Here is a 24,991-nt window from a genome sequence, read left to right on the forward strand (position 1 = left end):
CGCCTTGTTTTTCACAAGGCAATATTTCGGGCACGACAGATCTCCATTGCCCTTTCGTGACATTCACGATGAGGTTTATTGACGAGTGCGCCCTCGCGGCCGACATCCGCCCGCATGACGCCGCCTCGACCGTGCCGCCACGACGGCGACGGACCGGCCACGCCGGATCCAACGACAGACGATCTCGTGGGCTGCCGGCGGCAGTTCCGCGATGGCAGGTCCCGATCACCGACCCATGAACCGTCGCTGCGCCTCGATGCGGTCCGCCGCGGAGAGGATGACGTCGGCGATGCGGTAGCCGGCAAGGGTGATCCTCTGCTCCGCCGTCACCTGGAGCCGCTCCCAGTATCCGGGCGGCAGCTCGGGCGCATCCGTGACCGGCGAGACACCGTTGAGGATGAAGTTCACCATGTTCTGGACGAGCTTGTCGGCCGACTGGTCCTTGTCGGGGTCGCTGGCCGTCTCCAGGTCGAAGGCCCAGTCGACCGCGATCTGGTGGCTCTCGACGGCCCAGCTCCGAAATGCGTCGGGATCGCCGAGCGGATGAGCCTCCAGCTCGGCAAAGGCGGACCGGGGATGGCGGTTCGTGAAGGTCAGGGCCGCGCGGTCGACTGCTTCGAGAGACGGGACCCGCAGCGCGTTGCTGTCCCAGAGGACGTGGAGGGGAATCGGCGTCCGCGTCACCGGGTCCAGGACGTAGCTCATCGTCGCGCCCGCGTTGCCCGTCGGGAAGTCGGCCGAGAAGAGATCGCCGACATGCATCGGCTGGTGGATGTCCCCGATGATGTGGAGCACCCAGCAGAGGGCGAACGCGCGCTCGGACGGGTCCGCCTCGGGGTTGCCCAGCATCGCGGAGGTCAGCGACAGAGCTTCGAGCGCCTGCCCGGCGGGTCCGCCGCGCCGCGCCTCGGCCGCGGCGACCGCTTCGGGCGGCGCATCCTCGGCCAGCACCGGCCAGCGCGCCGAGTGCCATGTCAGTCGATCGTTCGGAGTGAACTTGCTGTCGTCCGGCCAGCGCGCGCACTCGATGAACATCCGCCGCACGCGCTCCTTCCCCCTGGCGTCACCGACGGCCACCCAGAACGGCGCCGGATCCGGATGCCTGAGAAATATGAGCCCCAGCTTGTCGATCAGGTCGGGACGGGCACGCTCGATCTCGGCGAAAGCGATGGCGGCGGTCACCATGTGTCCGGGATGGTCCCAGGCACGGGCCACGTTCACCGTTGCAGGAAGCGCCGCAAGCGCCACGGCTGCAACTGCGCCAGTCCATCGCTTCGGCATGTCCATTTCCTCCCTGCCCTACGTGTCCTGATTTCGGCCAGCTATGCCTCGGGTCATGATGCCTCGGTTCGTGATGCCGCCTTCCGCGACGCCAATGACTTCGCCCGCCGCCTGGCGTGCAGCGAGGGCTTCGCGCGTCCGGTCTCCCGGCCTCGCTCCCGTCCGGCCCGGAACCGGGTCGACTGACGGCACCGATCTCGATCTTGGCTTCGAGAATCCGAAGGCCGCGAAGTTTCCGATCGAGCAGTGATGGTCTGCGTCTCCAACACAGATCGCCGAGACACTATCCGCCATTCTGTTTCAATGATCCCCATCACGGGCGAGCGAGCCAAGCCCCCTCGCGCGATCGTGAGTTCGGCGTCCGGCCGAATGGCGGCTTCGGGTATTCGCAGGTGGGCCCGGAAACGGCCGCAAGCGGCACTGAACCGCCCCGGCATCACCGGAGGCTGTTTGGTTGAAGTCACGCCGCCATGACTTGCTCATCGGTCATCGTCGCGAATTCGACAGCTTCGAAGGAGCGCCACGGCCCGCGCCGATGAGTGACCTCAGTCTCGTAAAGGCCGTTGATCGTCTCGGCGAGAGCGTTGTCGTAGCTGCCGACGGAAGGCTCGACACCGGCTTCGGCGAGGCGTTCCGTGCAGCGGATGCTGACATATCGCGAGCCGCGGTCGCCATGGGTGCACCAGTCCGCTGCCGTGGACGGGTCGTCGTTCATGCAGGGCATGCTCGAGGGCATCCAGCACAAAGCCGGCATGAATTGCCCGGCTCACCCGCCAGCCGACGATGCGGCGGGCGTAGGCATCGATCACGAAGGCAATGTAGACGAAGCCCGACCAGGTCGACACGTAGGTGAAATCCGACAGCCACAGCGCGTTCGGCGCCGGAGCATGGAACACGCGGTTCACATGATCGAGCAGACATGGCGCCGACGTGCTGTGGGCCGTCGTCCGGATCGACTTGCCACGAATGACGCCTTGTAATCCGATCCCCTTCTTCAGCCGTTCGACGGTGCACCGGGCGACCTCGAGAAGAAACGCTCGATCTCCGGCTTCAGCGCCCGGTCCCGCGTCGCTCGCGGCGAGAGCTTTGGCGAATCAAGCCGCCGGGCGACGTTGCCATGGTAGGTCGATGGGGCGATCGGCAGCACTCGGCAGATCGGCTCGACCCCATACACACTGCGATGATCGTCGATGAACGCGATCATGTCTTCGACCGGGTCGAGCTCCGCCTGCGCGAAATAAGCCGATGCCTTACGCAGGATCTCGTTGGCCTGCCGTCACTCGCGGTTCTCCCGCTCGAGCGCCTTCAGCTTCGCGGCCATGTCCGTCGACACGCCGGCCCGCTTGCCCGCGTCGACCTCGGCCCTCTTCACCCACTCGTTCGGCGAGTGCGCCGAGCAACCGATCTTCGGGGCAGCCGACACGATCGCCTGCCAGCGCGAACGGTGTTCGTGCGCATGCTCGAGAACCGACCCTACCGCCCGTTCGCTCACCTCGGGTGAAAACTTGTTCCTGTCCTGCTCGTCATCGCTCCACCTTCTCAGGAGTTGGAGCCTCCGACAAACCCACGCCGTTCCTCTTGCGACAATTGCCGCGGTGCTTCTGACGGTCGCGTGTAATTCGGCGAGCGCCGCTAAGGGAGGCGCACGCTAGCGGGAGCGGACGAGGCCGGAGAAGGCGGCAACGGCGAGGAGGCTGAGCGCCCAGCCGGCTACCGTTATGAGGTGGATAATGCTCTTCACCAGTACGCCGAAGGGCTGGCGCGTGTCTGCGGACCAGTAGTCGCGCTGACCCGTTTGAAGGGCCGGAAGCATCGCATCGCCCGCGAACATCCACGCGTTGAACTTCGGGAAGCTCCCTGCTTCGGGAAGTGCCCTCCAGCACGCCAGCTGCGACTGGTCGGGCGCTGCGAGTCCCTCCCGGGTGTCCCCGAGCGAAACGAGATGAACCGTCTCGCCGACGGACCTCCCGCACTGCAACCATTCCGGCGAGCGCAGCACGAGCGCGACGTTGGGCCGGATCGCGTCCCGGTTCTCCGCGGCGGCCATCAGAAGCGCACCGACGAACCACAGGGCGGCGAGCCATATCACGGCGAGATGCGGTCGCAACCCGAAGCCGACGGTCACCAGGAGGACCGCGTCACGGACCGTGAGCGCCGTGCGTAGGAGCGGCGAGGCACGGGCGCGACGGGCTCGTCGCTGAAGCCGCTCCTTCTCGAAGAGGACAGCGCTCGCATCCTCGTGATGCCCCATGCGAGCGAGGACACCTGCGAGCGTCTCGTAGGGCTGGGGCCAGAATCCGTCACCTGACCGGGTAGGATCCTGGAGTGCAAGCCAGCGCAGCCGTGTCGCCGCGTCCACCGGCGAGGCGAGGAACCCGCCGTATAGAAAGCCATTGAGCGAAAGGTCGCCCGGCCCGGGCCAGCTAGCCGGAGCGTCGACGAGAAGGCCGACGGTGGTGCCGTTGAGTTGCAGTAGTCCGTTTACTGTCGCGCTCTCGCGCAGGATGAACGCGCCGTCCACCGTTGCGCGTGCGAGGCCGAAGGCGGCTCCGCCCGGAGCCGACAGGTGCGCTCCGGACAGGTCGAGATCGCCGCCGATATGCGCCCCGTCGAGAATTGCCTCCCCCTCCACGCTCGCCCGCCGCAGAGCAAGGTTTCCCGCGACGGTGATCCCGGATGCGTCGAACGCCACCGCGTCCGCCCGCGTGATCTCGAGCCCGATCGCCTCCAGGTCGCTCCCGACGGTGGCGTTCGCCAGCGAGATCCCCCCACGCACCCGTGCCCCTCGTAGGAAGAAGCCGCCACGTGTCTCGACGCCCGAGGCGTCAAGCGCGACGTCGAGTCCGCTGTCGAGGACGGCCGCATCGACGACAAGGCTGCCCCCGATCCGGCCGTTCCCGAGCCGCACCGCACCGTCAACCGCAGTGCTGCCGAGGCTCACGTCCCCGCGTGCCTCGATCCGCTCGGCGAGGAGGCCTGGAAGCGCAGACCCGTCGAGATGAAGGGCGTCTATCACTGCCGCACGCAGGACGAGCGTGCGCTCGAGTCGACAGTCGAAGAGGCCGAGTGAGCGGGCGATGCGGCAGCCCTCAAGGTCGAGCGTGCCCTCCACAAAGGCACCCGCGAGGCGGACCCCCTTCTCGTGGACGAACGGCACATCCTCTCCGCCGAGGAGGAGAACGCGAAGGAACGCTGCGCGGACGGTGCGGGCATCGTCGGGGCCTTCGGGTATCTCACCGTCCCCGAGACGCACGAACGTGCCGTCGCCGAGGCTGGCGAGAACGGCCCGTTCGGCGGTGCCCAGCGGCTCGAACGCCGCGAGGCGGGTCACGGACAGCTTCCGTCCCCGCCGGCTTTGCCAATGAGCCCAGCAAGAAACCGGACCGTCTGAAAGGCGTGGTGACCCGCGAGCAGTGGGCGACGCTGCCGCGCGCCGGGCGTATTCACCAAAGCCATCGTCACCTCTGCCTCACGTTCATCTCGGAACGCCCGGCAGCTGAAGACGTCAGGGACTGTTCCGCTTCGCCAATCGGAGAGGGTCAGCTTATCGCGTGACAGGCCGGCGGCAAGATATTCGCAGGCAATACGTCGTGTGGGACTTTGTCCATGTCGCGATCGACGAGGCCACGCGCCTTGCCGTGTCATGGTCCTAGCTTGATCGTGTGAGAGGGACGCCGCCGCCCGCACCTCGACGGCCTTCCCCGACACGAACGCGTTGCCGATCTCGGTGATGCCGCGCTCGAAGAGCGCTTCGCCCGCGATGTCGGGATCGTTCGCCAACCTCCATGAAGATCAGCTTGTCTTTCGGCGCTTGCTCCACACGAGCACTAGGCGCTTCGAGATGGAAAACCGCCTGCGGCGCGTCTAGATCGGGCAATGCATTCGGGGAGTGGTTCAAGCGGGCGTGCGCGAAGACCGGCGTGACAAAATCGACACATGGTCTGTGTCACGAGTTTGGGTCGGCCGGGGCCGAAGCTGGACTCGGCAAAGCACACATCGGCCCGATGTTGGGCCACGCGAGCCTCTCCGAAGCGGACACCTACACCAAGTCGGTGAACCGGAAGCGCATTGTCGAGGAGGGTATGGCGAGACTGGAGCAGGAACGGGATTTGGAAACCCGCCTGAAAAAACCTGGAAACTCGTGACCTAAGCCGTTGATTTTCCACACGCCTATGGTCGGCGTGGTGGAGCCGAGGGGATTCGAACCCCTGACCTCTGCAGTGCGATTGCAGCGCTCTCCCAACTGAGCTACGGCCCCGTGCGCGGCACGATATGCGAGGCTACGACGCCAAAGTCAACAAGCTTCGTGCGTGTTTGCACCTGAGGACCCCCTCGGGCTGTTGAAAGACCTGTGTGAAGGACCGGACGTGATCGTCTTCATCGAGATTCCCTTCTCCGCCGGACGCGGAGCGTTCCAGGCATTTACCAAGGCCCTGGGCGCCCAACGGGTCGGCTGGCTCGGCCGGAACGCCACCCTGGAGGATCTCACCTCGGCGGGCGCCGCTGACAAGTACGCCCTCGTCGGCGGGCGCTTCACCCTCGACGACGCTCTGAAGATGCAGGGCGTCACGCGATTCGCGACCGTCGCCGGCGACCCCATCCTGCGCATGATCTCGACCTGGAACGCCTGGGAGCGTCAGCACCGCCATCCGGACCACTGGGTCCCGCACACCTTCAGCCTGCGCGAGGCGCTCGACGAGCGGGTGCTGCCGGTGATGGTCTCGACCGAGGCGATGATGCGCTCGCTGCGCAAGAAGGGCGTCGGGACCGAGATCGACCGGATCATGGCCGACCTCACCGCCCTCCCCGTCACCGTGGGCTTCGGCGACCAGCCCGAAGCGTTCGCCGAGACCATCGCCGAACAGCTCGGCCTCGGGCCCGACGACCTCAACCCGAATGCCTTCGCCGAGTTCGGCCGCGCGCCGAACAACACGGGGCTCTACCAGTCGCTGGTCAACGGCACCGTGCCCGACCGCACGCTCCACATGCGCCTCCTGGAGGCGGCCGGGGACTGGCCCGTCTGGACGACGCACTGATCAGCGGTGCCGCCCGGGCGGTATCGCTCGAGCGGCAGGATGGCGCCCGCACCAACGCGGCGGGCAAGCCGGCCTTCGTCAGGCGGCGGCGCGGTTGGCTGCGGTGATGTCGATCTCGCGCAGGCCGTTGGTGAACTTCTCGGCGTTGCGGACGTAGCCGAGCCCCTGCTTGCGCAGCGTCTCGAACGTCGCCTCGTCGAGCTGGCGCACGACCTTGCCGGGCATGCCCACCACGAGGCTCCCGTCCGGGATCTCCTTGCCCTCGGTGATGAGCGCGCCCGCGCCGATGATGCAGTTGTTGCCGATGTTCGCCCCGTTGAGGACGATGGCGCCCATGCCGATCAGCGTGTTGTCGCCGATGGTGCAGCCGTGGATGATCGCCCGGTGGCCGACGGTGCAGCCCTTGCCGATCGTCGCCGGATAGCCGGGGTCGACGTGGACCATGACATGGTCCTGAATGTTCGTGCCCTCGCCGATGGTGATGGTGGTGTTGTCCCCGCGCAGCACGGCGCCGAACCAGATCCCGGTCTTCTCGCCGAGCACGACGTCGCCCATCACGTGCGCCCCCGGCGCGATCCATACGGATCCCGAGGCGGGCAAGGTGGGTCGAACGCCGTCGAGTTCGTAGATCGGCATGGTGTCCTCCAAAGGCAGGCCGGCTCACGGCGCCGGCTCGTTTTCCCCTGGATGATGGGCCGCCGACCCGCATGCTTTCAAGTCGCGGCGAGCGATGCCCTCCGGCGGTCTCGCGCAGGGTCGCTTCGCCGCACCGACAGGCCGCCTGAGGGCCTTACGTCACCATCCGGCGCAGGCGCTGGGAAACCATGTCCGTCAGCATGACCGTCAGGATGACGATGATGAGGATCGCGGAGGCCTCCGGATAGTAGAACCCGCGAATCGATTCGAAGAGGATCTGCCCGATGCCGCCGGCGCCGATGACCCCCAGCACCGTCGCCGAGCGCACGTTCGATTCGAAGCGGTAGAGGGAATAGCTCATCCACAGCGGCAGGACCTGCGGGATGACGCCGAACACCACCTCCTGAATGCGCGTCGCGCCCGTCGCGCGGATCCCCTCCACCGGCCGCGGGTCGATCGCCTCCACCGCCTCGGAGAAGAGCTTGGCGAGGACGCCCGTGGTGTGGACGAAGAGCGCCATCACGCCGGCGAACGGTCCGAGCCCCACGGCCACCACGAAGAGCACCGCGAAGACGATCTCGTGGATCGCGCGGAAGGAGTCCATCAGGCGGCGCACCGGCTGCCAGATGTACCAGGGCACCATGTTGTGGGACGACAGGATGCCCATCGGCACCGACAGCGCCACCGCCAGGATCGTCCCCCACAGCGCGATCTGCACCGTGACGACCATCTCCTCGACGTAGTAGCGCCACTCGGAGAAGTCGGGCTTCGTGAACTCCGACGCGTACTCGCGCATGTTCGCCGAGTCGGTGAAGAGATAGGTCCAGCGTCCCATCTCCGCCGGCCCCCAGCTCCAGGCGAGCAGCGCCAGGAGGACGAGCCACATCGCGGCGTTGATGAGGGTTCGCGACCAGTCCCGTTTCAGCTCGAGACTGCGGGTCGGCATCCCCGCACCGCCCGCCCTGTGGCCTGCCGTATCGCTCATGTTGCGTCGCCCATGGTGCGCCTTGCAAAAAAGACGGCGAGCCACAGGGCTCGCCGCCGGACGTGTCGATGGATCGCGGCGCGATCAGCCCTGCTGCGCGTTGGCGTCGATCTGCGCCTGGAACTCTTTCTTCTGAGCCTCCAGCGCCTCGACCTTCGCCGCCTTCTCCTCGTCGGAGAGCTTGTCGTCGGCCTGGATCTTGGCCTGCTCCTTGGCGATCTCCATCACGCGGATCGGCAGGAGCTGGTCGTTGTTGGAGGCGCGGAAGGGCGCCCAGGCGAGACCCTCGAGCACGGCCTTCTCCTCGGCGACGTCACCGGCGGAATCCTCGGTGCCGTAGGTCAGGAAGAAGGTCTTGATCTTCTCCTTCACGTCGGCCGGCAGGTCCTTGCGCCACACGATCGGGTCGGAGGGGATCAGCGGCGACTTCCAGATGATCTTGATCTTCTCGAAGGCCTTGGGGTTGTTGGCCTCGATGCGGGCGAGGTTCTCGGTGTTGTTCGCCGCCGCGTCGACCTGGCCGTTGGCGACGGCCATGGCGTTCGTCTCGTGGTTGGCGTTCGTCACGTTCTTGAAGCACGCCTTCGGGTCGACGCCGTTGGCCGCGAACACGAAGGTCGTCGGGACGAGGAAGCCGGAGGTGGAGTTCGGGTCACCGAGGCCGAAGTTCAGCGACTGGTCGCACTTCAGGAGATCGTCGAGCGAGTTGAGCGGCGAATCCTTCGGGGCGAGGATCAGCGACCAGTAGCCGGGGTTGCCGGCCGCATCGACGGTCTGGACGAAGATCTCGCCGTCCGAACGGTCGACGGCTTCCATCGCCGACTTGTTGCCGAACCAGGCGACCTGCACCTTGCCGAAGCGCATGCCCTCGATGACGCCGGCATAGTCGGACGCGAAGAACGGGTTCACGGGCATGCCGATCGCCGCTTCCATGTCCGACAGGAACGGCTCCCACTGCTTGCGCAGGTTCTGCTGCGACTCGGTGGAGATGATGCCGAAGTTGATCTCGGTCACCTCTTGCGCCACGGCGGGCGCCGCGATCGCGAACGACAGGGCCGCCGCGCCAAGCGTCTTGACGATGTTCATCGTGCTTCTCCTCATGTGGTTTTTCGGATCAGGCGGTGGCCAGCTTCGGGCCGTGCAGGATCCCTTCGCGTGAGGCGTGCGGCTGGAAGGGTGCGTCGGGCAGCACCAGCTCCTCGGACGCCTCGCCGTAAAGCTCTTTCAGGAAGTCGGAGGTCAGCGCCGTGGAGGGGCCGTCGAAGGCGACCGCCCCGTCCCGCAGCGCGATCGTGCGCGGGCAGTAGCGCCGCGCATACTCCACCTGGTGAAGCGAGACGAGGACGGTGATGCCCTCGTCGCGGTTGATGGTGGCAAGGGTCTCCATGACCTTCTTCGCCGAGGCCGGATCGAGCGAGGCGATCGGCTCGTCGGCGAGGATCACCTTCGCCTTCTGGACCAGGGCCCGGGCGATGGCGGCGCGCTGCTGCTGGCCGCCGGAGAGCGTCGAGGCGCGCCGGTGGGCCGTGTGGGCGATGCCGACGCGGTCGAGCGCCACGAGCGCGGCCTGCTTCTCCGCCCGGGTGAAGAGGCCGAGCGTCCCGCGCCACTGCGGCACATGGCCGAGCACGCCGACGAGGACGTTGGTGATCACCGCGAGGCGGTTCACCAGGTTGAACTGCTGGAAGATCACACCGACACCGCGGCGGATCGTCTTCGCGTCGGCGGAGAGGCGGCCGTTGTGCTGCATCGTGCGCTCGCCGATCCGCACCAGCCCGCCCCGGGCATCGCCGCGGACGAGCCCGGCGATGTGCCGGATCAGCGTCGACTTTCCGGAGCCGGACGCGCCGATCAGCGCGACCATCTCGCCCGCCTCGACCGACAACGAGACGGCGTTCAGGGCCTTCTGGCCGCTGAACGACTTCGACAACTCTTCGACGCGAACGTCCGCCATGGGCACCTCGTTTGCTGGAGGTCCCTTAACGGTCGGACTTAACGGATATGTGCAGGTACGATGACGGTTCGGTGACGGTGGAACCGGCTGGTATCGTGTGACTTTACTTGCGGCAATCTGCGCCGCCGTCCGCGAACCTCCGCCGGCGGCCCGCAGAACGCGACGGTTTCCGTCAAACGCGTCGACAATGCCGGGCCAACTTCGGGCGTTGAGGGGACGGACACGCGCCCGGGACCGTGCCGGGTCAGGGCCGCCCTCCCCGACCCGTCGTCAGGTATGGCGGCGCAGCGCCTCGTTGAGCAGCCTCAGTACGGTCTCGACGCCGCCGACGCCGCTCGTCGCGATCTTGTACTCGATGGCCGCTTGCAGCTCGCTGTCGATCTCCGCCGTCATGGACAGATGATCGTAGGCCACGTCGGGCGCCTCCGACGGGTCGTCGTCACTCTCGAAGAAGGGTGGGTTTTGCCTCAGCATCAGCACAGACCTCTGGACCCACGAGCATCAATCTCACGACGCTAGCAACGGAATGGCCCCGATGGCAACCTGTAATATCATATGATCTAAATTTTACGTTGATTATCGTCCAACATAAGTGAGATCGATCGAGCGGTGCCGCCCGCCGTCCCGGTGCTCGATGAGGTAAAGTGCCTGCCAGGTGCCGAGCCGCAGGCGGCCGGCGGCGACTGCGATCGTCACCGCCGTATCCGACAGCATCGCCTTGATATGGCCCGGCATGTCGTCCGTGCCTTCGAGGCTGTGGACGTAGGGCCGGTTGCGGGGGGCGAGGCGGTCGAGCGCGTCCAGAAGGTCGGTCTGGACGTCGGGATCGGCATTTTCCTGCACGGTGAGCGACGCGGTGGTGTGGGAGACGAACGCGTTGAGCAATCCGTCGCCGAGCGCGTTGTCGCGCAGGAAGCTGCGCAGCGCGGCGGTGACGTCCGTGAAGCCCGGGCCGCGGGTCGCGACGTCGATGCGGCCGTGGACGACCCGGCCGACCGCGGCCTCTCCCAGAGTCTCGACGTGGATCAATTCGTCCCGGCCGTCAGCGCGTCGACGAGACCGCGGAAGCTGCGCAGGGCGTAGCCGGTGACCTCGACGGCGTCGTCGATGTCCCGCCGGGCCTTTTCGACGTCGATCCGGTCGTCGGGGCTCGCCGTGGCGACAGGCGCCGGGCCCGCCTCCCCGTCGGCATTGGCGCCGATCTCCGCACCGCCACGGGCGATGGCGGCGATCTGGCCGAGGCGCCGCTCGAGCACCTCGACGCGGGCCTTGAGGCGGCGGTTCTCGTCCAGAAGTGCCGTGGCGGGCGCCTCGGCGTCCTTCGCCGGCACCAGCGTCTCGCAGACCCAGCCCGAATCTCCGGCGCTGCAGGAGGCGATCTCGCCGGTCTCCCGATCGAGGCGCAGGATGTTGGGGCCGGACGGCTCCATCTGGAAGCGTCCGGACTGTGCCGCCGCGGGCGCCGCGAGGACGCTCGCGAGGGCCACCACCGTCAAGCCTTGCCGTACGGCCATGATCGTCCTCCCCGCACGGACAACGCCGTGCGTTACTGTTCGATCCTCAGCGCGGTGAAGCGCAGGGCGCCGTTGGCGCTGGAGAGCGTGAGAAGCGCGGTGTTGCGGTTCTTCTCCTTGAGGGCCTCGATCTGCTCGGCGACGTCCTGCGGCGAGCTCACGGGCTTCTGTCCGACCTCGATGATCACGTCGCCCGCGGTGATCCGCTTCTCGGCCGCGAGGCTTCCCTCCTCGATGTCGACCACCAGCACGCCCTTGACGTCGGCGTCGATCTTGTAGGTCGACCGGAGCTCGTCGGTGATCGCCGAGAGGCCCATGCCGAGCAGCGTCACCTTCGGGGTCGTGTCGGGATCGGCAACGACCGGGTCCTCGGTCGTCGGCGCCTCCTCGGCCTGCGGCTCGGGTTCGGCGGCAGCAGCGGCGGCCGCGGCGCGCGCCTCGTCCTCGGCGAGCAGGCCGATTTCGACCGAAACGGTGATCTCCTCGCCGTCGCGCTGGACGCCGAGGTCGACCGCGCGGCCGATCTCCGTCTGCGCCACCAGCAGCGGGAGCTGGCGCATCTCCTGGATCTCGTGACCGTCATAGCGCAGCACGACGTCGCCGGTGCGCAGACCGGCCGTCTCGGCCGGTCCCTCCGCCGTCACGCCGGCGACGAACGCCCCATGCGGCTTTTCGAGCCCGAGGCTCGTCGCGAGCTCCGGCGTCACCTTCTGCAGGCGCACGCCGAGCCAGCCGCGGCGCGTCTCGCCGTACTGGCGAAGCTGGTCGATCACCGCGGTCGCGATCTCCGCCGGGATGGCGAAGCCGATGCCAACCGAGCCGCCGGAGCGGGAGATGATCGCGGTGTTGATGCCCACCACGTCGCCGTCCATGTTGAACAGCGGGCCGCCGGAGTTGCCCTGGTTGATGGCCGCGTCGGTCTGGATGAAGTTGTCGTACGGGCCGGATCGAAGGTTCCGGTTCCGCGCCGAGACGATGCCGATCGTCACCGTCCCGCCGAGGCCGAACGGGTTGCCGATCGCCATCACCCAGTCGCCGACCCGCAGCCGCTCCGTGTCGGCGAAGTCGAGCGGCTTCAACGGCGTCTCGGGCTCCACCTTGAGGAGCGCGATGTCGGTCTTGGGGTCGCGACCGACGATGGTCGCGTCCAGCACTGTGCCGTCGGCGAAGTTCACCACCACCGCCTCGGCGTCCTTGATGACGTGGTTGTTGGTGACGACGAAGCCGTCGGCGGAGATCACGAAGCCCGATCCCATCGACTGCGCCCGGCGCTGCGGCGGGCCGTCCTCACCGAAGAAGTCCTCGAAGAAGTCCCGGTAGGGCTCCTCGGCGTCGCCGTCGCCCTCCTCGCCGTCACCGTCGGGGATGGGGGTGGAGCGCTCGGCGACGATGCGCTCCGTGGTCGACACGTTGACCACCGAATTGAGCAGCGACTCTGCAAGGTCCGCGACCGAGCGGGGACCGTGCTGCTCCTGCGCCAGCGCCGCGTCGGTCGTGATGGCCAACGGGGAGATCGCCAACATCGCGCCGGTGAACGCGGCACACAATCGACGGGTGATCAGACTCATCTGGCTCCTCCCAGCGCCGCACTACGCGGCCCGTACGATCCACACAACAAGCACCCCGACCGCTGCCGCGACGAGCCCGGCCATCCGTAATACATCGTCCGGGGTCGTCGTCAGCTTGGTCATCATGTCACGCATCGTGCCGGGAGCCAGAGCGTACAAAGCGCCTTCCAGCACCAGCACGAGTCCGATCGCGCTGACCAGATCGCTCACTGCTGAGCGTTGGTCTCACCAGCCCCGTCGACAGTGCCATTCGCCCCGCCACTGTCACCGGCCGGAGCGGTCACATTCGCGTCAGAGGCATCGCTGCCGCCGGCCGCTGCCGTCCCCGATCCGGTCGTGTCGTCGGTCGGCGTCGACCCGGCGGAGGACGCGCTGTCGTCCGGCTCGGACATCGCCGGGATGTCCTCCTGCGGGATCGCCTCGCCGGCACCGGGGGTGGCCGCCTCGCTCGCCGTGCCCGACGGCTGGGGCACCGAGATGTCGACCGCGGCTTCCGTCGCGCCCTGCTCCGGCTCCGCCTGCTGGATCGCCTGATCCGCCTGCTGGAGAGCGGTGCCGACGTCGCCGGTCGTCGCCGGCAGCGTGCCGACGGCGGCGGGATCGACGTGGGTCAGACCGCCGGACAGCTCCTTGATCTCCTCGCGCACGGCCTCGGGGTCGGCGCCCGAAGGCGCGTCGGTGAGGACCGAACCGGTCTCGGCGGCGGCCTGGTCATCAGGCGCCTCTTCGGCCGGCGCGGCATCGGGGGCGGCGCCGCCCGCGGCCTGCCGCGACCCGATCAGTCCGCTCGGACGGCCGGCCGGATCGGCGAAGAAGCGGAAGAACTCCGCGTTCGGCGACAGCACGAGACGCGTGCCCTGCGAGCGCAGGCCGGTCTCGTAGGCCTGCATCGAGCGGTAGAAGTCGAAGAAGTTCGGGTCGAGCGTGTAGGCCGCCGCGAAGATGGCGCTCTTGCGCGCGTCACCCTCACCCCGGATCTGCTCCGACTGGCGCCGCGCTTCGGCGCGCAGCACCGTCGCGGTACGGTCGGCGGCCGCCTCGATGCGGCGGGCCGCCTCGGCACCGCGGGCGCGGATCTCGCGGGCTTCCTGCTCGCGCTCGGTCTTCATCCGGCGGAAGATCGCCTCGGAGTTGGCCTCCGGAAGGTCCGCACGGCGGATCTTCACGTCCACCACCTCGACGCCGATCGCCTGGGCGCGGTCCGCGACGTCCGCCGCGATGCGGCGCATCAGCTCCGGACGGTTGTCACGCACGATGTCCTGGAAGGTCGCATCGGCGAGGACGGCGCGCAGCGAGGCCTGAACGAACGTGCTGAGGCGCTGGGCACCTTCGTTGACGTTGTTCACCGTCTGGTAGAACTCGACCGGGTTGCGGATGCGGTAGCGCATGAACGCGTCCACCACGAGGCGCTTCTGGTCGGCGGCGATGATTTCCTGCGCGGGAACGTTCAGGTCGAGGTTGCGCTTGTCCAGGATCAGGACGTCCTGGATGAACGGCACCTTCACGTTGAGGCCCGGCTCGCGGATCGTGTTCTTCACCTGGCCGAACTGCAGGACGAGCGCCTGCTGGGTCGGGTTGATGATGAAGAGCGAGTTGAGCGCCGCCACCACCGCCAGAATGACGACGATGACGAATGCAATGAGACCGGCGCGCATCAACGGTTCCCCTGGCTCTGGGTCGTATTGCCCGACGCGCTCTGGCTCATGCGGTCGAGCGGGAGGAAGGGCACCACGCCGTTGCCGGCCGACTCGTCGATGATGATCTTGTCGGTGTCGGAGAAGACGCGCTCCAGCGTCTCGAGGTAGATGCGCTGGCGGGTAACGTCCGGCGCCTTGGCGTACTCTTCGTAGACCGAGAGGAAGCGGTCGGCCTGACCGGTCGCCTCGGCGACGACCTGGTCGCGGTAGGCCTGGGCGTCCTCGACGATCTTGGCCGCCTCACCGCGGGCCTGCGGCACCACTTCGTTGGCGTAGGCGTCGGCACGGTTCTGCGCCGTCTCCTGGTCCGCGCGGGCGGCCTGGACGTCACGGAACGCGTCGATGACCTGCTCGGGCGGGTCCACCTTCTGCATCTGCACCTGGGTGACGTCGATGCCGGCGTCGTACTGGTCGAGGGTCTGTTGCATCAGCTCCTGCACGGCGAGCTGAATCTGCTGTCGCTCCTGGGTCAGGATCGGCTGGATGTTCCGCCGACCGACGACCTCGCGCATCGCGCTCTCGGCGACCTGCTTCACCGTGCCTTCAGGGTCTTCGATGTTGAATAGGAAATTGGCCGGATGATCGCGGTCGACCTGCCACTGAACCTTGAAGTCGATGTCGACGATGTTCTCGTCGCCGGTCAGCATCAGGCTCTCGGCCGGCATGTCGACGGTCGAGCCGCGGCCGCTGCCGCGCGTGCCGATCACCAGCTCGCGGATACGCAGGACGTCGGGCGTGTAGACCTCGCCGAACGGGTACGGGACATTGTACCGCAGGCCCGGCATGGTGTTGCCCACATGCCGGCCGAGCACCAGCTCGACGCCCACCTCGCCCGGACGCACCGTGTAGAAGCCGGTGAGGCCGTAGATCACCGCGACGACGATCGCCGCCAGCGCCACGCCGCGCGCGCCGATGCCGCCCAGCGACGGACCGCCGCCACCGCCGGACGGGCCACCGCCGCCGCCCTTCTTCGGGAAGACGCGCTTCAGGCGTTCCTGGCTGCGGCGGAGCAGCTCCTCGAGGTCGGGCGAATTCTGCGGATCCTGTCCGCCGCCACGGTTCGGTCCGTTGCCCCACGGGTTGTTGGGACGGTTCGGTCCGTTGCCCCACGGGCCATCGCCGCCTCCCCAGGGTCCACCGCCCTTACCGCCGCCCGACTGGTTGTTCCAGGGCATTCTTGCTCCCTTTGCCGCCTAAGCCTTTGATGCCGGGCGCGAAGCCCTTCGCAGCGCACATAATGGTGCTGGTTGTCTTCGCAAACGCGGCGAAACGCGCGCCCTGCGTGTGCCGTTATAGGCTGACGGACCTCACAGCCGCAATCAAGCCGATTTCGGCAACCTTACGTAGGTCTCGAAGTCGAAGCCATACTCGTCGCGCGGGCCGCGCTCGCCCGGCGCCGTCTCGGCGAGACGGAAGCGCGCGGTGTCGATCGTCGGAAACACGGTGTCGCCCTCCGGCTCGCCATGGACGCGGGTGATGTGGATCGTGTCGGCGTGGGCCATGCCCTCGGCGTAGATCGCGTTGCCGCCGATCAGCGCCACCGGCCCCTCCGCCGCGGCGAGCGCGGCGTCCAGCGAGGGGAAGGTCTCGACACCGTCGATGGCCCGCGACGTCACCACCAGATTGCGCCGCTGCGGCAACGGCTTACCGAGTTCCTCGTACGTCCGCCGGCCCATGATGACCGTCCGCCCGACCGTCAGTGCCTTGAAATGCTTGCGATCCGAGGGGATGTCCCAGGGAAGGTCCCCGCCCTTGCCGATCACGCCGTTGCGGCCGACCGCGGCCACCATGATGATGCTCAACGCTTCGTCCTCACCCTCTCCGTCAGACTGCGACGGGGGCCTTGATCGCCGGGTGCGGATCGTAGCCGACCACGCGGATATGCTCTGCCTCGATGGCAAAGAGATCGCGCGGCGCAGCCGAAAGATCGAGCGCCGGAAGCGGCCGCGGCTCGCGCTTGAGTTGCTCCTCCACCTGCTCGAGGTGATTCAAATAGATGTGCGCATCGCCGAGCGTGTGGACGAGGTCGCCAGCCTCCAGCCCCGTCGCATGCGCGACCATATGCGTCAGGATCGCGTACGAGGCGATGTTGAACGGAACGCCGAGGAAGACGTCCGCCGACCGCTGGTAGACTTGGCACGAGAGGCGCCCCGGACCGTCCTCCTGCGGGGCGACGTGGAACTGGAAGAGCAGATGGCACGGCGGCAGCGCCATCTCGTCGAGCTGGCCGACGTTCCAGGCCGAGACGATGTGCCGGCGCGAGGCCGGATCGGTCCGGATCTGCTCGACGACGCGGGCGAGCTGATCGACCGGGCCGCGCTCGGTCGGCCAGGCGCGCCACTGCCGGCCGTAGACCGGGCCGAGCTCGCCGTCCGCGTCCGCCCACTCGTCCCAGATCGTGGCGCCGCGCGCCCGGAGCTGGTTGGCGTTGGTCTCGCCCGCGACGAACCATAGGAGCTCGGCGATGACGGACTTCATGTGCACCCGCTTGGTGGTCACCAGCGGGAGGCCCTCGGACAGGTCGTAGCGCGTCTGGTGGCCGAACACCGAGAGCGTGCCCACGCCCGTCCGATCCGCCTGGCGCACCCCTTCAGCGAGGATGCGACGCAAAAGGTCGTGATAGCTCTTCACGTGTCGCTCTCCGGCGTCTCGTTACCGTGTCGTCCGGCTGCGGGCGGCGTTCGGGTCACCGAAGCCGGCCACGTTCTGCCAGAGGGACACATCAGTCGTCCCCCGGCCCGGGTTCAAGTGGTGGAGCCATGCCTTTCCACGATTGCGGTCGCTCGCCCCCAGCTGGTGCCCTCTCGCCACGAGGCGGCGCCCCGGTAGCTCGTGCCCCGGTGCCAATCTTGCAACGCGACGGCACGTACCCCTTCTCCTGCGGGGACGGATCGCCTATATTCCATCCTGCCAGCGACGGTTGGCTATGGCGATAAACGAAGTGCGGAATAAGCCTTTCGGACCCGGGGGCGGTACCCGGCGCCTCCACCCAAGCGGCCTGCTCCTTCCTTGCGGGGAGCCGGCCGTTTCGGCGGGGGCGAAATAGGATCGACGAGGGTGTAAAGGCATTTTTTTCGCTCGGCATGGTTCCGCCGATATCGGGCCACCTTTGTAGTTGCGAATGACAACTATGCCGAGGCACGTCTCGCTGCGTAAGCGGCGCGACACCTCAAATTAAGTCCTCCTACCGCAAGTAGGAGGCGGGGTCGGGAGGCACCTGGCAACAGAAGCCCCCACTTTACCCTCCCCCAGCTCTTCAATCGTGACACGCACCCGGACACGGGGACGCCGTCGCGCGCCTGACGTGCCCGTCACTTTCGTCACTCCTGGCAGTTGGCGATGGCGCGCTGGATCAGGCCCACGAGCGCCCGGCGCTCCTCGTCGGTGAAATCGCGCAGCGCCTCGTCGTTCTGCGCATGCGCGGCCCCCTTGGCCTGGGCCTCCAGCGACTTTGCGTATTCGGTGAGATTGACCGTCTGCGCGCGCCGGTCGGTCTCGTGCGGCCGTCGGACGATCAGCCCGTCCCGCTCCATCCGGCGCAGCGTGTTGGCCATCGTCGCCTGCTCCACGTCGAGGCGCTGGATCAGCTCGGCCTGCGTCTGGCCGTCCCGCTCCCAGAGCTCCAGCAAGACCGGGAACTCGCCCGTGCTGAGCCCCAGCGGCGCAATCCGCCGCGTCAGCCCGCGCGCCATCAGCCGCGCGAGGTGGTTGACGACGTAGCCGGTCGACTCGCGGCGATCGAACGGCACATTCATAGCTTGCTATGCAAATCAGGAACTATTATATAGCTTGCTATCCTTATCGGATGGAGACACCCCATGCACACCCTCCTCGACAACGTTCCCGCCCACGCGGCGAACACCGACCAAGGCGCCGCCATGCCGCGTCCGGTCACGCTAATCAATGTCTTCGAGGTTCCCGAGGGCCAGCGCGAGGCGACCCTCGCCGGCTGGGAGCGCGCCGCCGCCTTCCTGTCGGTGCAGCCCGGCTACCTCGGCACCGCGCTGCACGAAAGTCTCGCACCGGATGCGAGATTTCGCTTTATCAACGTCGCGCAGTGGACAACTCCCGACGCCTTCAGGGCGGCCGCCGCCGCGATGCGCGAGCAGCGCATTTTCCCCAAGATCCCCGGCCTTGCGATCCATCCGGCGCTCTACACCGTGATTCGGAACGCCGCACCCGAAGCCGCCTGACGCGCCGGATCGAGGAAAATCGTCGCGGAACTGCACAGTTGCGTGCAATCGTGTGTTGGATTGCGTCAGCCCCTGCGCTACCTATCGCGGACCGAAGGAGGCGTGGTCGTGGCTGACGATCTCATCCGATACGACGTTCTAGTACAGGACGCCCTGCGCGGTGTCGTGCGCAAGGTGATGCGCGAGGTCGCGGAAGGCGGACTGCCGGGCGAGCACCACTTCTACATCGCGTTCGACACGACGGCGCCGGGCGTGCGCATGTCCTCGCGCCTGCGCCAGCAGCATCCCGAGGAGATGACCGTCGTCCTCCAGCACCAGTTCTGGGACCTCGCCGTCTCGGACCACGGCTTCGAGGTCGGTCTCTCCTTCGGCGGCGTGCCGGAGCGCCTGCTCGTCCCGTTCGCCGCCGTGAAGGGCTTCTTCGACCCGTCGGTCCAGTTCGGACTGCAGTTCGACCCGGCCACCGCCGGACAGAACGGCGAGGCGGGAGCGCCCGAGCCCGCCATCGGCTCGATCCCCACCGCCGGCGTCCCCGCTCCGACGCCGATGCCGGTCGCCGAGCAGGACGACACCGACAGGACGGCGCCCGACGACGAGGAAAAGAAGCCGAGCGAGGGCGCCGAAGTGGTCTCCCTCGACGCGTTCCGGAAGAAACCGTAGTGGACATCCAGAAGCGAATTGCGCTGACGGCACACGATGCGATGAAGCCGTCGCTGGCGGCCTGGGCCTTCGCCAACGAGCGCGCCCTCGCCCAGCACCGCCTCACCGCCACCGGCAACACCGGCCAGCTCCTGATGCGCGAGACGGGCCTCTCCATCGACCTCGTCCGTTCCGGCGCGCTGGGCGGCGACATGGAACTCGGCGCGATGATCGCCGAGGGCAACATCGACATCCTGATCCTATTCGCCGACCCCGTGACGCGCCAGCCGCACGACGTCGACCCGTCGGCGCTGCTTCGCGTCGCGACGCTGGCGCAAACGGCGATCGCCATCAACGAGGCGTCGGCCGACTTCCTCATCCGCTCGGAGCTGATGAGCCGGATCTACCGGCGCCCGCACGCCCAGGCGGCCCTGCCGTCGGCACGCAAGCGCCTCTCCGCCCGCTCGGACGTCACCGAGCTGAGCTGACCCGCCGCGACGCCGTCACGCGCGGCGTCCACGGTCACTGCCGTTGCATGCGAGTTTTGGCCGGCCCCTGCCGCCGGTGCTTTTCGCTCTCCCGCGACCCGAACGTCGCAGGCGCCGCTCAGATGCGCGTCAGGGAGCCGGAGCCGAGACGCTCGCCGGTCGGCTGGCCGGTCGGCGAACCGCCCATCGGCTCGGACGTCACCACGAACTCCGATGTCGCGTCGATCATGTTCGCCGCCCCCTCGGGGAGCGACATGTGCGAGCGCTCCGAGCGGTCCAGCACGCCGAGCGACATCGGCGTCCCGGAGGCCGGCACGACCCAGAGCTCCGCGACGCGCTGCTCGGCCCCGGGCGAAACCGGCTCGACCACGAGCTGCCCGTCGTCGTCGACGCGGGCGAGCGCGATCGTCCCGTCGAGCCTGACGATCGCCGCGATCCAGTCCTGTTCCGGCGCCGTCACCCCGAGGAGGTCGGGCCGCATCACGGTGACCACCAGACAGGCGACCGCGATGCCCGACGCGGCCATGAACAGCAGCGCCGCATCGCGCCAGAACGCGACGGCCCGGCGCGCCTGCCGCAACACCTTCTCGTCCGCGCCGAAGAGCCGCGCGGTGATCGCCCGCCAGACGCGGGACGGGGCGGAACGCGGGCGCAGCCCGTCGGCCAGCGGGCGGAATTCCTCCTCCCAGCTCCAGACGGCCTGCGACAGCTCCGGGTCGTCGATCAGCGCGGCCTCGAAGCGGCGCCGCTCCGAGCCCTCCTCCAGCCCGAGGGCATATTCCCCGGCATCGATGCGGTCGCTCTCACTGATACTCATCCCGTGAGGCACTCCTTGAGAGCCGCCAGTGCACGCCGCATCCGGCTCTTGATCGTGCCGAGGGGCGTGCCGTCACGGTCGGCGATCGCCTTGTAGGTGACGCCGCCGAAGTAGGCGATTCGAATGAGCCGGCCGTCGGTCTCGCCGAGGCCGTCGATGCAGTCGACGAGGCGCTTGGCCTCCGCCGACGCGAGGGCTTTCTGGTCGGGGCGCATGGCCGCGTCCGCGACGTTCTCGGCCGCCTCCAGCGCCGCCGCGGGCGTGCGCTTGGCCCGCAGCCGGTCGATGCACTGGTTCCGGGCGATCGCCACCATCCAGGTGGTGGCCCGGGCGCGCGAGGCGGCATAGCGCTCCGCATAGCGCCAGATCTTCACGTACGCGTCCTGCATCGCGTCCTCTGCCTCCCCCTTGTCCTGGAGGATACGTAGGCAGAGGGCGTAAAGCTTCGCGTTCGACCTCTCGTAGAGCATTTGGAACGCGCGCCGGTCCCCGAGCGCGGTCTTGTTCAGAAGCTCTTCCAGACTGGCTTCGTCCATTCCACCGCAGCCCCAGCTCACCGCACGCCCCGCGCCACGGCCGACGGGTCATCCGCGGGCGTGACGGGGAGAGTGGCGGCCGAGGTGGAGCGCGCCGTCCGACCGGAACCGGTCGTGTCAGCGCCACCGTGTCCATGGCCGCACGTTCGTCTTCAGCGCGCTAGCCATAACGATGAAGCCGACCAGAAACAATCGGCGGGCCGGCCCCCGGCGTCGTGCGCGGCGGTGCGGCGGATGCTCAGGCCGGGACCGGACGTCTCGATCCGACCAGAAGCTCGATGACCCGTGCCTGGTCGCGTGCGGTGGCGTGGCGGTAGAGGTCGGCGATGGCGCCGGGGTGCGCGCGCCAGCCGGGCAGCTCCACCGGGTCCTCGCGCGGCGCGCGCTCGTCCCGGACCAGGTCGCAGAGCGGGATGTCCAGCGCGTCGGCCACCGCCTTCAGCCGCACGATGGAGATGTTGCCCTTGCCATGCTCCAGCTGCGCCAGGAAGCGCTCGGATACGCCGCTCCGCTCCGAAAGGACGCGGCGTGAAATTCGTGACTTGTTGCGCCTGAACTTGACCCGCGCCCCCACGCTGGCCAGGAACGAGTCGCGAAGTCCGGTCTCCTCAACCTCGAAAAGGTTGTCGTCCAAGATTGGCTCAATCATTCCGTCCCCACATGTTCTTATAGATGAACAGAGTCGAGGATTAGCCTCTTGCGCATCGTGTTTGCGGCGGCTGGTCCTAGGTGATCGTCAGAGGTTCCGACAGCATTTCGAGGCACCACTGGTTGGCCTCGCCCGGCATCATCTCCAGCGCGAGCAGCGCGGCGGACAGGAAGCGGGCGCAGATGACCTGGCCACCGCCCTCGGCTTCCGCCCGGGCATACTCGATCAGCCGGCTCAGAACCTCGCGATCGTTGAGCATCGTGACGTGATCGCCATCCCGGCTCGGTTGAAAACAACCTGACATTTCCAAGACCCTTTCTCAGTCAACCCGACGTGACACCGGATACGTAATATGTCATCGTGATTTCATCGTGAATTGACCAGGATTGAGCTAGATCAGACGATGGGATTGCGAAATGTACTGATCCTTCGGGCGATTTGGCTCCACCGGTTGGCAACGCCATGATGACAGCACCCGTCGGCCTGCAGATACGTTTGTTGGGAACACCATCCGTCGCGCACGGCGCCGACCGAATCGAGTTTCCGAGCCGGAAATCAGCCGCACTTTGTCTATATCTTATTGCAAATGGTGGCCGCCACATCGAGCGGAGCCAACTTGCTGCCTTGCTTTGGGGCGACAACGACGCTGAAGCCGCACGCGCTTCACTGCGCAAGTCGCTGTCATTGCTGAGGGCGAACGAGGCGACCGCCCAGCTGATCGGATCCGACCGCGCCCACGCCTGGTTCGCCGGCGACCCCACCCGCTCCGATCTCGCGACCTTTAATCGTTGCCTCGGTGCAGGGACCGAGCGCGCCTACCGCGAGGCCGCGCGCCTCTGGCGCGGCACCCCGCTCGCCGATCTGGAGACGGGCGAGGCCCTGTTCGACGAATGGATCGCGCAGTTTCGTGCCGAAACCATCGGCGTCACCCACAAATGCCTCGCCAAGCGGCTCGATTCGATGCCCGAGGCGACGACGCCCATCAACCTGCAGATCGCCTGCTGCGAACTCCTGATCGCCATCGAACCCTCCGACTCGGAGGCCAACGAGAGGCTCCTCCGCCTCCTGCTGCGCGACGGCCAGAAGGCCGCGGCGGCCCGCCAGCTTCGCAGCTATATCAACGCGTTGAAGGAGCTCGACCTGACGCCGCCGCGCGAGCTCGTCGACTCGGTTCGCCGTGCCGCGGCGCAGGGCAAGGCCGAGCCCTTCCCCAACGCGAACGTCGAGTACCGGCCGAAGCGTTACGCGGACCGGCCGCACGTCGCCCTCATCCGCGCGCGGCCGACCGGGCAGTCCGTGCCCGACCTCATAAGCTTCGCTCACTCAGAAGTGATCCATCAGCTCACCCGATTTCGCTCGATGCGCTGCTTCGAGCGGGACGACCGGGACGAGGTGGACAACCTGAACAACGGCCTCATCAGCCGGATCGGCTTTTCCGACGCCCTCGACCACGACTACCGCCTCCTCCTGTGGGACGAGCCGCGGGCGCGGTCGATCTACCTGCGCTGCGTGAACGCGCGGCGGCAGGACACGGTGTCCTGCGTGCGGATCGGCTACGACTGCCTCGAGGACCGTGTCGCGGCCGAGACGATCATCGCGACCGCGATCAACAGCCTCGAGCAGGACATCGTGATGGACGACCGTCCGCGCACGAGTTGCTCCCCGTTCGACCGCTGGCTCGAGGCCTACCAGCTCCTCACCCAGTGGAGCGAGGCGGCGGCGCGGACCGCGATGCCGATCCTGGAGGACCTCGCCAACGACGACCAGGGCCGGCGTCTCAGCCTGGTGCACTCGTCGATCAGCTCCCTCCTGATGATTCGACGCCTCACCATCCCCACCGCGGCCAAGATGGCGCTCGCCGACCAGGAGCGGGCGCGCGAGGCCGCACTGCAGGCGATCGCGATCGACGCGCTGGAGCCGTTCAACCACGTCGTGCTCGGCTGGATGCGGATGCAGGCGAACGAGCACGACACCGCCCTCCTCTCCTTCGAGGACGCGGTCGCGCTGAACCCCTACTCGGCGGCGACCGTGGTAGCAGCGGCCGAGGCGAACGCGTTCGCGGGGAACGTCGTCAAGGCGCAGAACCTGGCGGACAGGGCGCTCTCCCTCTCGGGCCGCTACACGCCGGCGTACTTCTACGCCTACCTCGCCAACATCGCCTATCTCCGCGGCGATCTCGACGGCTGCATCGAGTGCCTGCGCCGCGCGCCGGAGAGCATCCACACCGCCATCCTCCTCGTCGCCGCGCAGTCCGAGCGCAATGACACCAAGGCGACGGGCGCCGCGCGGGTCCGCTTCGAGCGCGAGCTGCGCCGGGCCGAGCCGTACGCCCAGATCGACGGCACGACGCTGTCCAAGTGGCTGGTGTCGACGACGATGCACCGCGACGCATCCGTGCGCCGGCGCCTGTTCAATTCCCTGGAGCGTGCGGGCGTCCCCATCGCGTACGCGAGCGGCGGATCGATGGCGTAGCGTCCGCTGCGATGCGGGCGCGGCGCTTCAAGCACCAACCGTCGGCGTGGCAGCAGAGCCGCCTGGCCGGGAGTGCGCGCGGCCGGTCCGGTCGAGTCCGGGGACGGGTTAGCGGACGGGGCGGCAGCAGCCCAGAACGGCCATCGTTCCGAGCATCTTGAGGTAGTCCTGGTCCTGTACAGCGAGGCGGGTCTCGTCCACCTTCGCCGGCAGGACGAGGTGGAGCGTGCTGTCGTCGTCCTCGTGCAGGACCACGTTGAGGCCCTCCAGGCTCTCCTCGGACACGCCGCAGGCGCGCAGGTACGCGGCGGGGTCGGCGCGGAACGCCTCCCGCTTTTCCGGATTGTTCGCGGCTTCGCCGAAGGCCTGGCCGATCTTCGCGATGGCCGACTTGCTCACGGGAATGCGCGCCATGGTCTCACCTCTCACGTCGCGCTCGACGGGACGCTCCGCTTGATCCGACAGTTCGATGCAGGGAGAGTCAATTTGAGCGCTGAAGAACATGCAAGACGCTTCCTTGGTTAAC

27 protein-coding genes, 1 tRNA gene, 1 other RNA gene, 1 pseudogene and 1 other annotated feature are annotated in these 24,991 nt (G+C 67.7%); of the genes and pseudogenes, 7 read left to right on the forward strand and 23 right to left on the reverse strand.

Translation table 11 applies throughout. The features are described 5' to 3' along the window. Window positions 1–225: 225 nt before the first annotated feature. The 3 genes and pseudogenes from DLJ53_RS17590 to DLJ53_RS17605 all read right to left on the reverse strand — a co-directional run bounded on the left by DLJ53_RS17590 (window position 226) and on the right by DLJ53_RS17605 (window position 4,612). The gene (locus DLJ53_RS17590; protein WP_162409319.1) at window positions 226–1,281 is read right to left on the reverse strand and encodes a S1/P1 nuclease; all 1,056 of its coding nucleotides are present in this window, start codon (window positions 1,279–1,281) and stop codon (window positions 226–228) included. 487 nt (window positions 1,282–1,768) lie between these two features. Next, window positions 1,769–2,824, reverse strand: a pseudogene (locus DLJ53_RS17595) (IS3 family transposase); the annotation flags it as partial. Continuing rightward, window positions 2,411–2,525 (reverse strand) — a sequence feature (AL1L pseudoknot). It overlaps the preceding pseudogene by 115 nt. 105 nt (window positions 2,825–2,929) lie before the next feature. Further along, the gene (locus DLJ53_RS17605; RefSeq protein ID WP_202913207.1) at window positions 2,930–4,612 is read right to left on the reverse strand and encodes a hypothetical protein; all 1,683 of its coding nucleotides are present in this window, start codon (window positions 4,610–4,612) and stop codon (window positions 2,930–2,932) included. A 454-nt stretch (window positions 4,613–5,066) separates the two neighbouring features. On the opposite strand from DLJ53_RS17605, the gene DLJ53_RS17610 reads away from it, so the two are divergent. Continuing rightward, window positions 5,067–5,426: a site-specific integrase gene (locus DLJ53_RS17610; protein ID WP_111347584.1), complete on the forward strand. Its 360-nt coding sequence runs from the start codon at window positions 5,067–5,069 to the stop codon at window positions 5,424–5,426. A 37-nt stretch (window positions 5,427–5,463) separates the two neighbouring features. Here DLJ53_RS17610 and DLJ53_RS17615 read toward each other — a convergent pair. Further along, window positions 5,464–5,539 (reverse strand) — tRNA-Ala (locus DLJ53_RS17615). A 109-nt stretch (window positions 5,540–5,648) separates the two neighbouring features. Between DLJ53_RS17615 and DLJ53_RS17620 the strand changes: the two genes are divergently transcribed. Further along, the gene (locus DLJ53_RS17620; RefSeq protein WP_111347586.1) at window positions 5,649–6,317 is read left to right on the forward strand and encodes a hypothetical protein; all 669 of its coding nucleotides are present in this window, start codon (window positions 5,649–5,651) and stop codon (window positions 6,315–6,317) included. A gap of 78 nt (window positions 6,318–6,395) precedes the next feature. Here the strand turns inward: DLJ53_RS17620 and DLJ53_RS17625 are convergent, their stop codons facing one another. From DLJ53_RS17625 to DLJ53_RS17685, 13 genes are all read right to left on the reverse strand, one after another. Further along, window positions 6,396–6,953, reverse strand: a complete 558-nt coding sequence (locus DLJ53_RS17625; RefSeq protein ID WP_111347878.1) for a gamma carbonic anhydrase family protein — start codon at window positions 6,951–6,953, stop codon at window positions 6,396–6,398. Between the two features lie 154 nt (window positions 6,954–7,107). Next, window positions 7,108–7,938: a phosphonate ABC transporter, permease protein PhnE gene (gene phnE, locus DLJ53_RS17630; protein ID WP_226577843.1), complete on the reverse strand. Its 831-nt coding sequence runs from the start codon at window positions 7,936–7,938 to the stop codon at window positions 7,108–7,110. Window positions 7,939–8,022: 84 nt separating this feature from the next. Beyond that, window positions 8,023–9,039, reverse strand: coding sequence for a phosphonate ABC transporter substrate-binding protein (gene phnD / locus DLJ53_RS17635; RefSeq protein WP_280525510.1), 1,017 nt, complete (start codon window positions 9,037–9,039; stop codon window positions 8,023–8,025). A gap of 13 nt (window positions 9,040–9,052) precedes the next feature. After that, entirely contained in the window at window positions 9,053–9,892 is an 840-nt protein-coding gene (gene phnC, locus DLJ53_RS17640) for a phosphonate ABC transporter ATP-binding protein (protein WP_111347590.1), read from the reverse strand. A gap of 270 nt (window positions 9,893–10,162) precedes the next feature. Next, on the reverse strand, window positions 10,163–10,366 hold the full coding sequence (locus tag DLJ53_RS17645; RefSeq protein WP_146619999.1) for a hypothetical protein: 204 nt from the start codon (window positions 10,364–10,366) through the stop codon (window positions 10,163–10,165). A 102-nt stretch (window positions 10,367–10,468) separates the two neighbouring features. Next, entirely contained in the window at window positions 10,469–10,921 is a 453-nt protein-coding gene (locus tag DLJ53_RS17650) for a secondary thiamine-phosphate synthase enzyme YjbQ (RefSeq protein ID WP_111347594.1), read from the reverse strand. Then, window positions 10,918–11,406, reverse strand: coding sequence for a hypothetical protein (locus tag DLJ53_RS17655; RefSeq protein WP_146620001.1), 489 nt, complete (start codon window positions 11,404–11,406; stop codon window positions 10,918–10,920). Before DLJ53_RS17655 ends, DLJ53_RS17650 begins: the two co-directional genes overlap by 4 nt. 32 nt (window positions 11,407–11,438) lie before the next feature. Further along, a complete protein-coding gene (locus DLJ53_RS17660; RefSeq protein ID WP_111347597.1) occupies window positions 11,439–12,974 on the reverse strand; it encodes a Do family serine endopeptidase in 1,536 nt (511 codons plus the stop codon). A 21-nt stretch (window positions 12,975–12,995) separates the two neighbouring features. Beyond that, a complete protein-coding gene (locus tag DLJ53_RS17665; protein ID WP_111347598.1) occupies window positions 12,996–13,184 on the reverse strand; it encodes a DUF2065 domain-containing protein in 189 nt (62 codons plus the stop codon). Beyond that, window positions 13,181–14,629 (reverse strand): SPFH domain-containing protein, encoded by a 1,449-nt coding sequence (gene hflC / locus DLJ53_RS17670; protein ID WP_111347600.1) that lies wholly within the window; start codon window positions 14,627–14,629, stop codon window positions 13,181–13,183. Before hflC ends, DLJ53_RS17665 begins: the two co-directional genes overlap by 4 nt. Next, entirely contained in the window at window positions 14,629–15,846 is a 1,218-nt protein-coding gene (gene hflK, locus DLJ53_RS17675; RefSeq protein WP_111347602.1) for an FtsH protease activity modulator HflK, read from the reverse strand. Before hflK ends, hflC begins: the two co-directional genes overlap by 1 nt. A 144-nt stretch (window positions 15,847–15,990) precedes the next feature. Next, complete coding sequence (locus tag DLJ53_RS17680; protein WP_111347603.1) at window positions 15,991–16,473, reverse strand: dihydrofolate reductase; 483 nt, start codon at window positions 16,471–16,473, stop codon at window positions 15,991–15,993. Between the two features lie 22 nt (window positions 16,474–16,495). Continuing rightward, on the reverse strand, window positions 16,496–17,302 hold the full coding sequence (locus tag DLJ53_RS17685) for a thymidylate synthase (protein ID WP_111347605.1): 807 nt from the start codon (window positions 17,300–17,302) through the stop codon (window positions 16,496–16,498). Window positions 17,303–17,540: 238 nt separating this feature from the next. Between DLJ53_RS17685 and ssrA the strand changes: the two genes are divergently transcribed. Next, window positions 17,541–17,909: a transfer-messenger RNA gene (gene ssrA, locus DLJ53_RS17690) on the forward strand. Between the two features lie 82 nt (window positions 17,910–17,991). Here the strand turns inward: ssrA and DLJ53_RS17695 are convergent. Next, window positions 17,992–18,426, reverse strand: coding sequence for a MarR family winged helix-turn-helix transcriptional regulator (locus DLJ53_RS17695; protein ID WP_111347607.1), 435 nt, complete (start codon window positions 18,424–18,426; stop codon window positions 17,992–17,994). 63 nt (window positions 18,427–18,489) lie between these two features. Between DLJ53_RS17695 and DLJ53_RS17700 the strand changes: the two genes are divergently transcribed. The 3 genes from DLJ53_RS17700 to DLJ53_RS17710 all read left to right on the forward strand — a co-directional run bounded on the left by DLJ53_RS17700 (window position 18,490) and on the right by DLJ53_RS17710 (window position 19,991). Continuing rightward, complete coding sequence (locus DLJ53_RS17700) at window positions 18,490–18,864, forward strand: antibiotic biosynthesis monooxygenase family protein (protein ID WP_111347609.1); 375 nt, start codon at window positions 18,490–18,492, stop codon at window positions 18,862–18,864. Window positions 18,865–18,972: 108 nt separating this feature from the next. Beyond that, entirely contained in the window at window positions 18,973–19,524 is a 552-nt protein-coding gene (locus DLJ53_RS17705) for an SspB family protein (RefSeq protein WP_111347882.1), read from the forward strand. Continuing rightward, window positions 19,524–19,991: a methylglyoxal synthase gene (locus tag DLJ53_RS17710; protein ID WP_211100611.1), complete on the forward strand. Its 468-nt coding sequence runs from the start codon at window positions 19,524–19,526 to the stop codon at window positions 19,989–19,991. Before DLJ53_RS17705 ends, DLJ53_RS17710 begins: the two co-directional genes overlap by 1 nt. A 118-nt stretch (window positions 19,992–20,109) precedes the next feature. Here the strand turns inward: DLJ53_RS17710 and DLJ53_RS17715 are convergent, their stop codons facing one another. The 4 genes from DLJ53_RS17715 to DLJ53_RS17730 all read right to left on the reverse strand — a co-directional run bounded on the left by DLJ53_RS17715 (window position 20,110) and on the right by DLJ53_RS17730 (window position 22,252). Beyond that, entirely contained in the window at window positions 20,110–20,808 is a 699-nt protein-coding gene (locus tag DLJ53_RS17715) for an anti-sigma factor (RefSeq protein ID WP_111347610.1), read from the reverse strand. Next, window positions 20,805–21,344: a sigma-70 family RNA polymerase sigma factor gene (locus DLJ53_RS17720; RefSeq protein ID WP_111347612.1), complete on the reverse strand. Its 540-nt coding sequence runs from the start codon at window positions 21,342–21,344 to the stop codon at window positions 20,805–20,807. The genes DLJ53_RS17715 and DLJ53_RS17720 overlap by 4 nt, the downstream gene beginning before the upstream one ends. 238 nt (window positions 21,345–21,582) lie before the next feature. Next, window positions 21,583–21,978: a helix-turn-helix domain-containing protein gene (locus DLJ53_RS17725; RefSeq protein WP_162409323.1), complete on the reverse strand. Its 396-nt coding sequence runs from the start codon at window positions 21,976–21,978 to the stop codon at window positions 21,583–21,585. Between the two features lie 91 nt (window positions 21,979–22,069). Further along, entirely contained in the window at window positions 22,070–22,252 is a 183-nt protein-coding gene (locus DLJ53_RS17730) for a hypothetical protein (protein WP_111347615.1), read from the reverse strand. Between the two features lie 425 nt (window positions 22,253–22,677). Here DLJ53_RS17730 and DLJ53_RS17735 point away from each other — a divergent pair, with 425 nt between their 5' ends. Next, the gene (locus tag DLJ53_RS17735) at window positions 22,678–24,465 is read left to right on the forward strand and encodes a bacterial transcriptional activator domain-containing protein (protein ID WP_162409325.1); all 1,788 of its coding nucleotides are present in this window, start codon (window positions 22,678–22,680) and stop codon (window positions 24,463–24,465) included. Between the two features lie 108 nt (window positions 24,466–24,573). Here DLJ53_RS17735 and DLJ53_RS17740 read toward each other — a convergent pair whose 3' ends face one another. Then, the gene (locus DLJ53_RS17740; RefSeq protein ID WP_111347618.1) at window positions 24,574–24,879 is read right to left on the reverse strand and encodes a hypothetical protein; all 306 of its coding nucleotides are present in this window, start codon (window positions 24,877–24,879) and stop codon (window positions 24,574–24,576) included. Window positions 24,880–24,991: the final 112 nt, after the last annotated feature.

The sequence above is a fragment of the Acuticoccus sediminis genome (genome assembly GCF_003258595.1).
Lineage (GTDB): Bacteria > Pseudomonadota > Alphaproteobacteria > Rhizobiales > Amorphaceae > Acuticoccus > Acuticoccus sediminis.

Excerpts from the sequence above, each read along its gene's own strand:
- DLJ53_RS17590 (WP_162409319.1), bottom strand. The coding sequence starts at position 1,281 with ATGCCGAAGCGATGGACTGGCGCAGTTGCAGCCGTGGCGCTTGCGGCG.
- DLJ53_RS17610 (WP_111347584.1), top strand. The coding sequence starts at position 5,067 with ATGAAGATCAGCTTGTCTTTCGGCGCTTGCTCCACACGAGCACTAGGC.
- DLJ53_RS17625 (WP_111347878.1), bottom strand. The coding sequence starts at position 6,953 with ATGCCGATCTACGAACTCGACGGCGTTCGACCCACCTTGCCCGCCTCG.
- phnE (WP_226577843.1), bottom strand. The coding sequence starts at position 7,938 with ATGAGCGATACGGCAGGCCACAGGGCGGGCGGTGCGGGGATGCCGACC.
- phnD (WP_280525510.1), bottom strand. The coding sequence starts at position 9,039 with ATGAGGAGAAGCACGATGAACATCGTCAAGACGCTTGGCGCGGCGGCC.
- phnC (WP_111347590.1), bottom strand. The coding sequence starts at position 9,892 with ATGGCGGACGTTCGCGTCGAAGAGTTGTCGAAGTCGTTCAGCGGCCAG.
- DLJ53_RS17645 (WP_146619999.1), bottom strand. The coding sequence starts at position 10,366 with ATGCTGAGGCAAAACCCACCCTTCTTCGAGAGTGACGACGACCCGTCG.
- DLJ53_RS17655 (WP_146620001.1), bottom strand. The coding sequence starts at position 11,406 with ATGGCCGTACGGCAAGGCTTGACGGTGGTGGCCCTCGCGAGCGTCCTC.
- DLJ53_RS17660 (WP_111347597.1), bottom strand. The coding sequence starts at position 12,974 with ATGAGTCTGATCACCCGTCGATTGTGTGCCGCGTTCACCGGCGCGATG.
- hflC (WP_111347600.1), bottom strand. The coding sequence starts at position 14,629 with ATGCGCGCCGGTCTCATTGCATTCGTCATCGTCGTCATTCTGGCGGTG.
- hflK (WP_111347602.1), bottom strand. The coding sequence starts at position 15,846 with ATGCCCTGGAACAACCAGTCGGGCGGCGGTAAGGGCGGTGGACCCTGG.
- DLJ53_RS17695 (WP_111347607.1), bottom strand. The coding sequence starts at position 18,426 with ATGAATGTGCCGTTCGATCGCCGCGAGTCGACCGGCTACGTCGTCAAC.
- DLJ53_RS17700 (WP_111347609.1), top strand. The coding sequence starts at position 18,490 with ATGCACACCCTCCTCGACAACGTTCCCGCCCACGCGGCGAACACCGAC.
- DLJ53_RS17715 (WP_111347610.1), bottom strand. The coding sequence starts at position 20,808 with ATGAGTATCAGTGAGAGCGACCGCATCGATGCCGGGGAATATGCCCTC.
- DLJ53_RS17720 (WP_111347612.1), bottom strand. The coding sequence starts at position 21,344 with ATGGACGAAGCCAGTCTGGAAGAGCTTCTGAACAAGACCGCGCTCGGG.
- DLJ53_RS17730 (WP_111347615.1), bottom strand. The coding sequence starts at position 22,252 with ATGCTCAACGATCGCGAGGTTCTGAGCCGGCTGATCGAGTATGCCCGG.
- DLJ53_RS17740 (WP_111347618.1), bottom strand. The coding sequence starts at position 24,879 with ATGGCGCGCATTCCCGTGAGCAAGTCGGCCATCGCGAAGATCGGCCAG.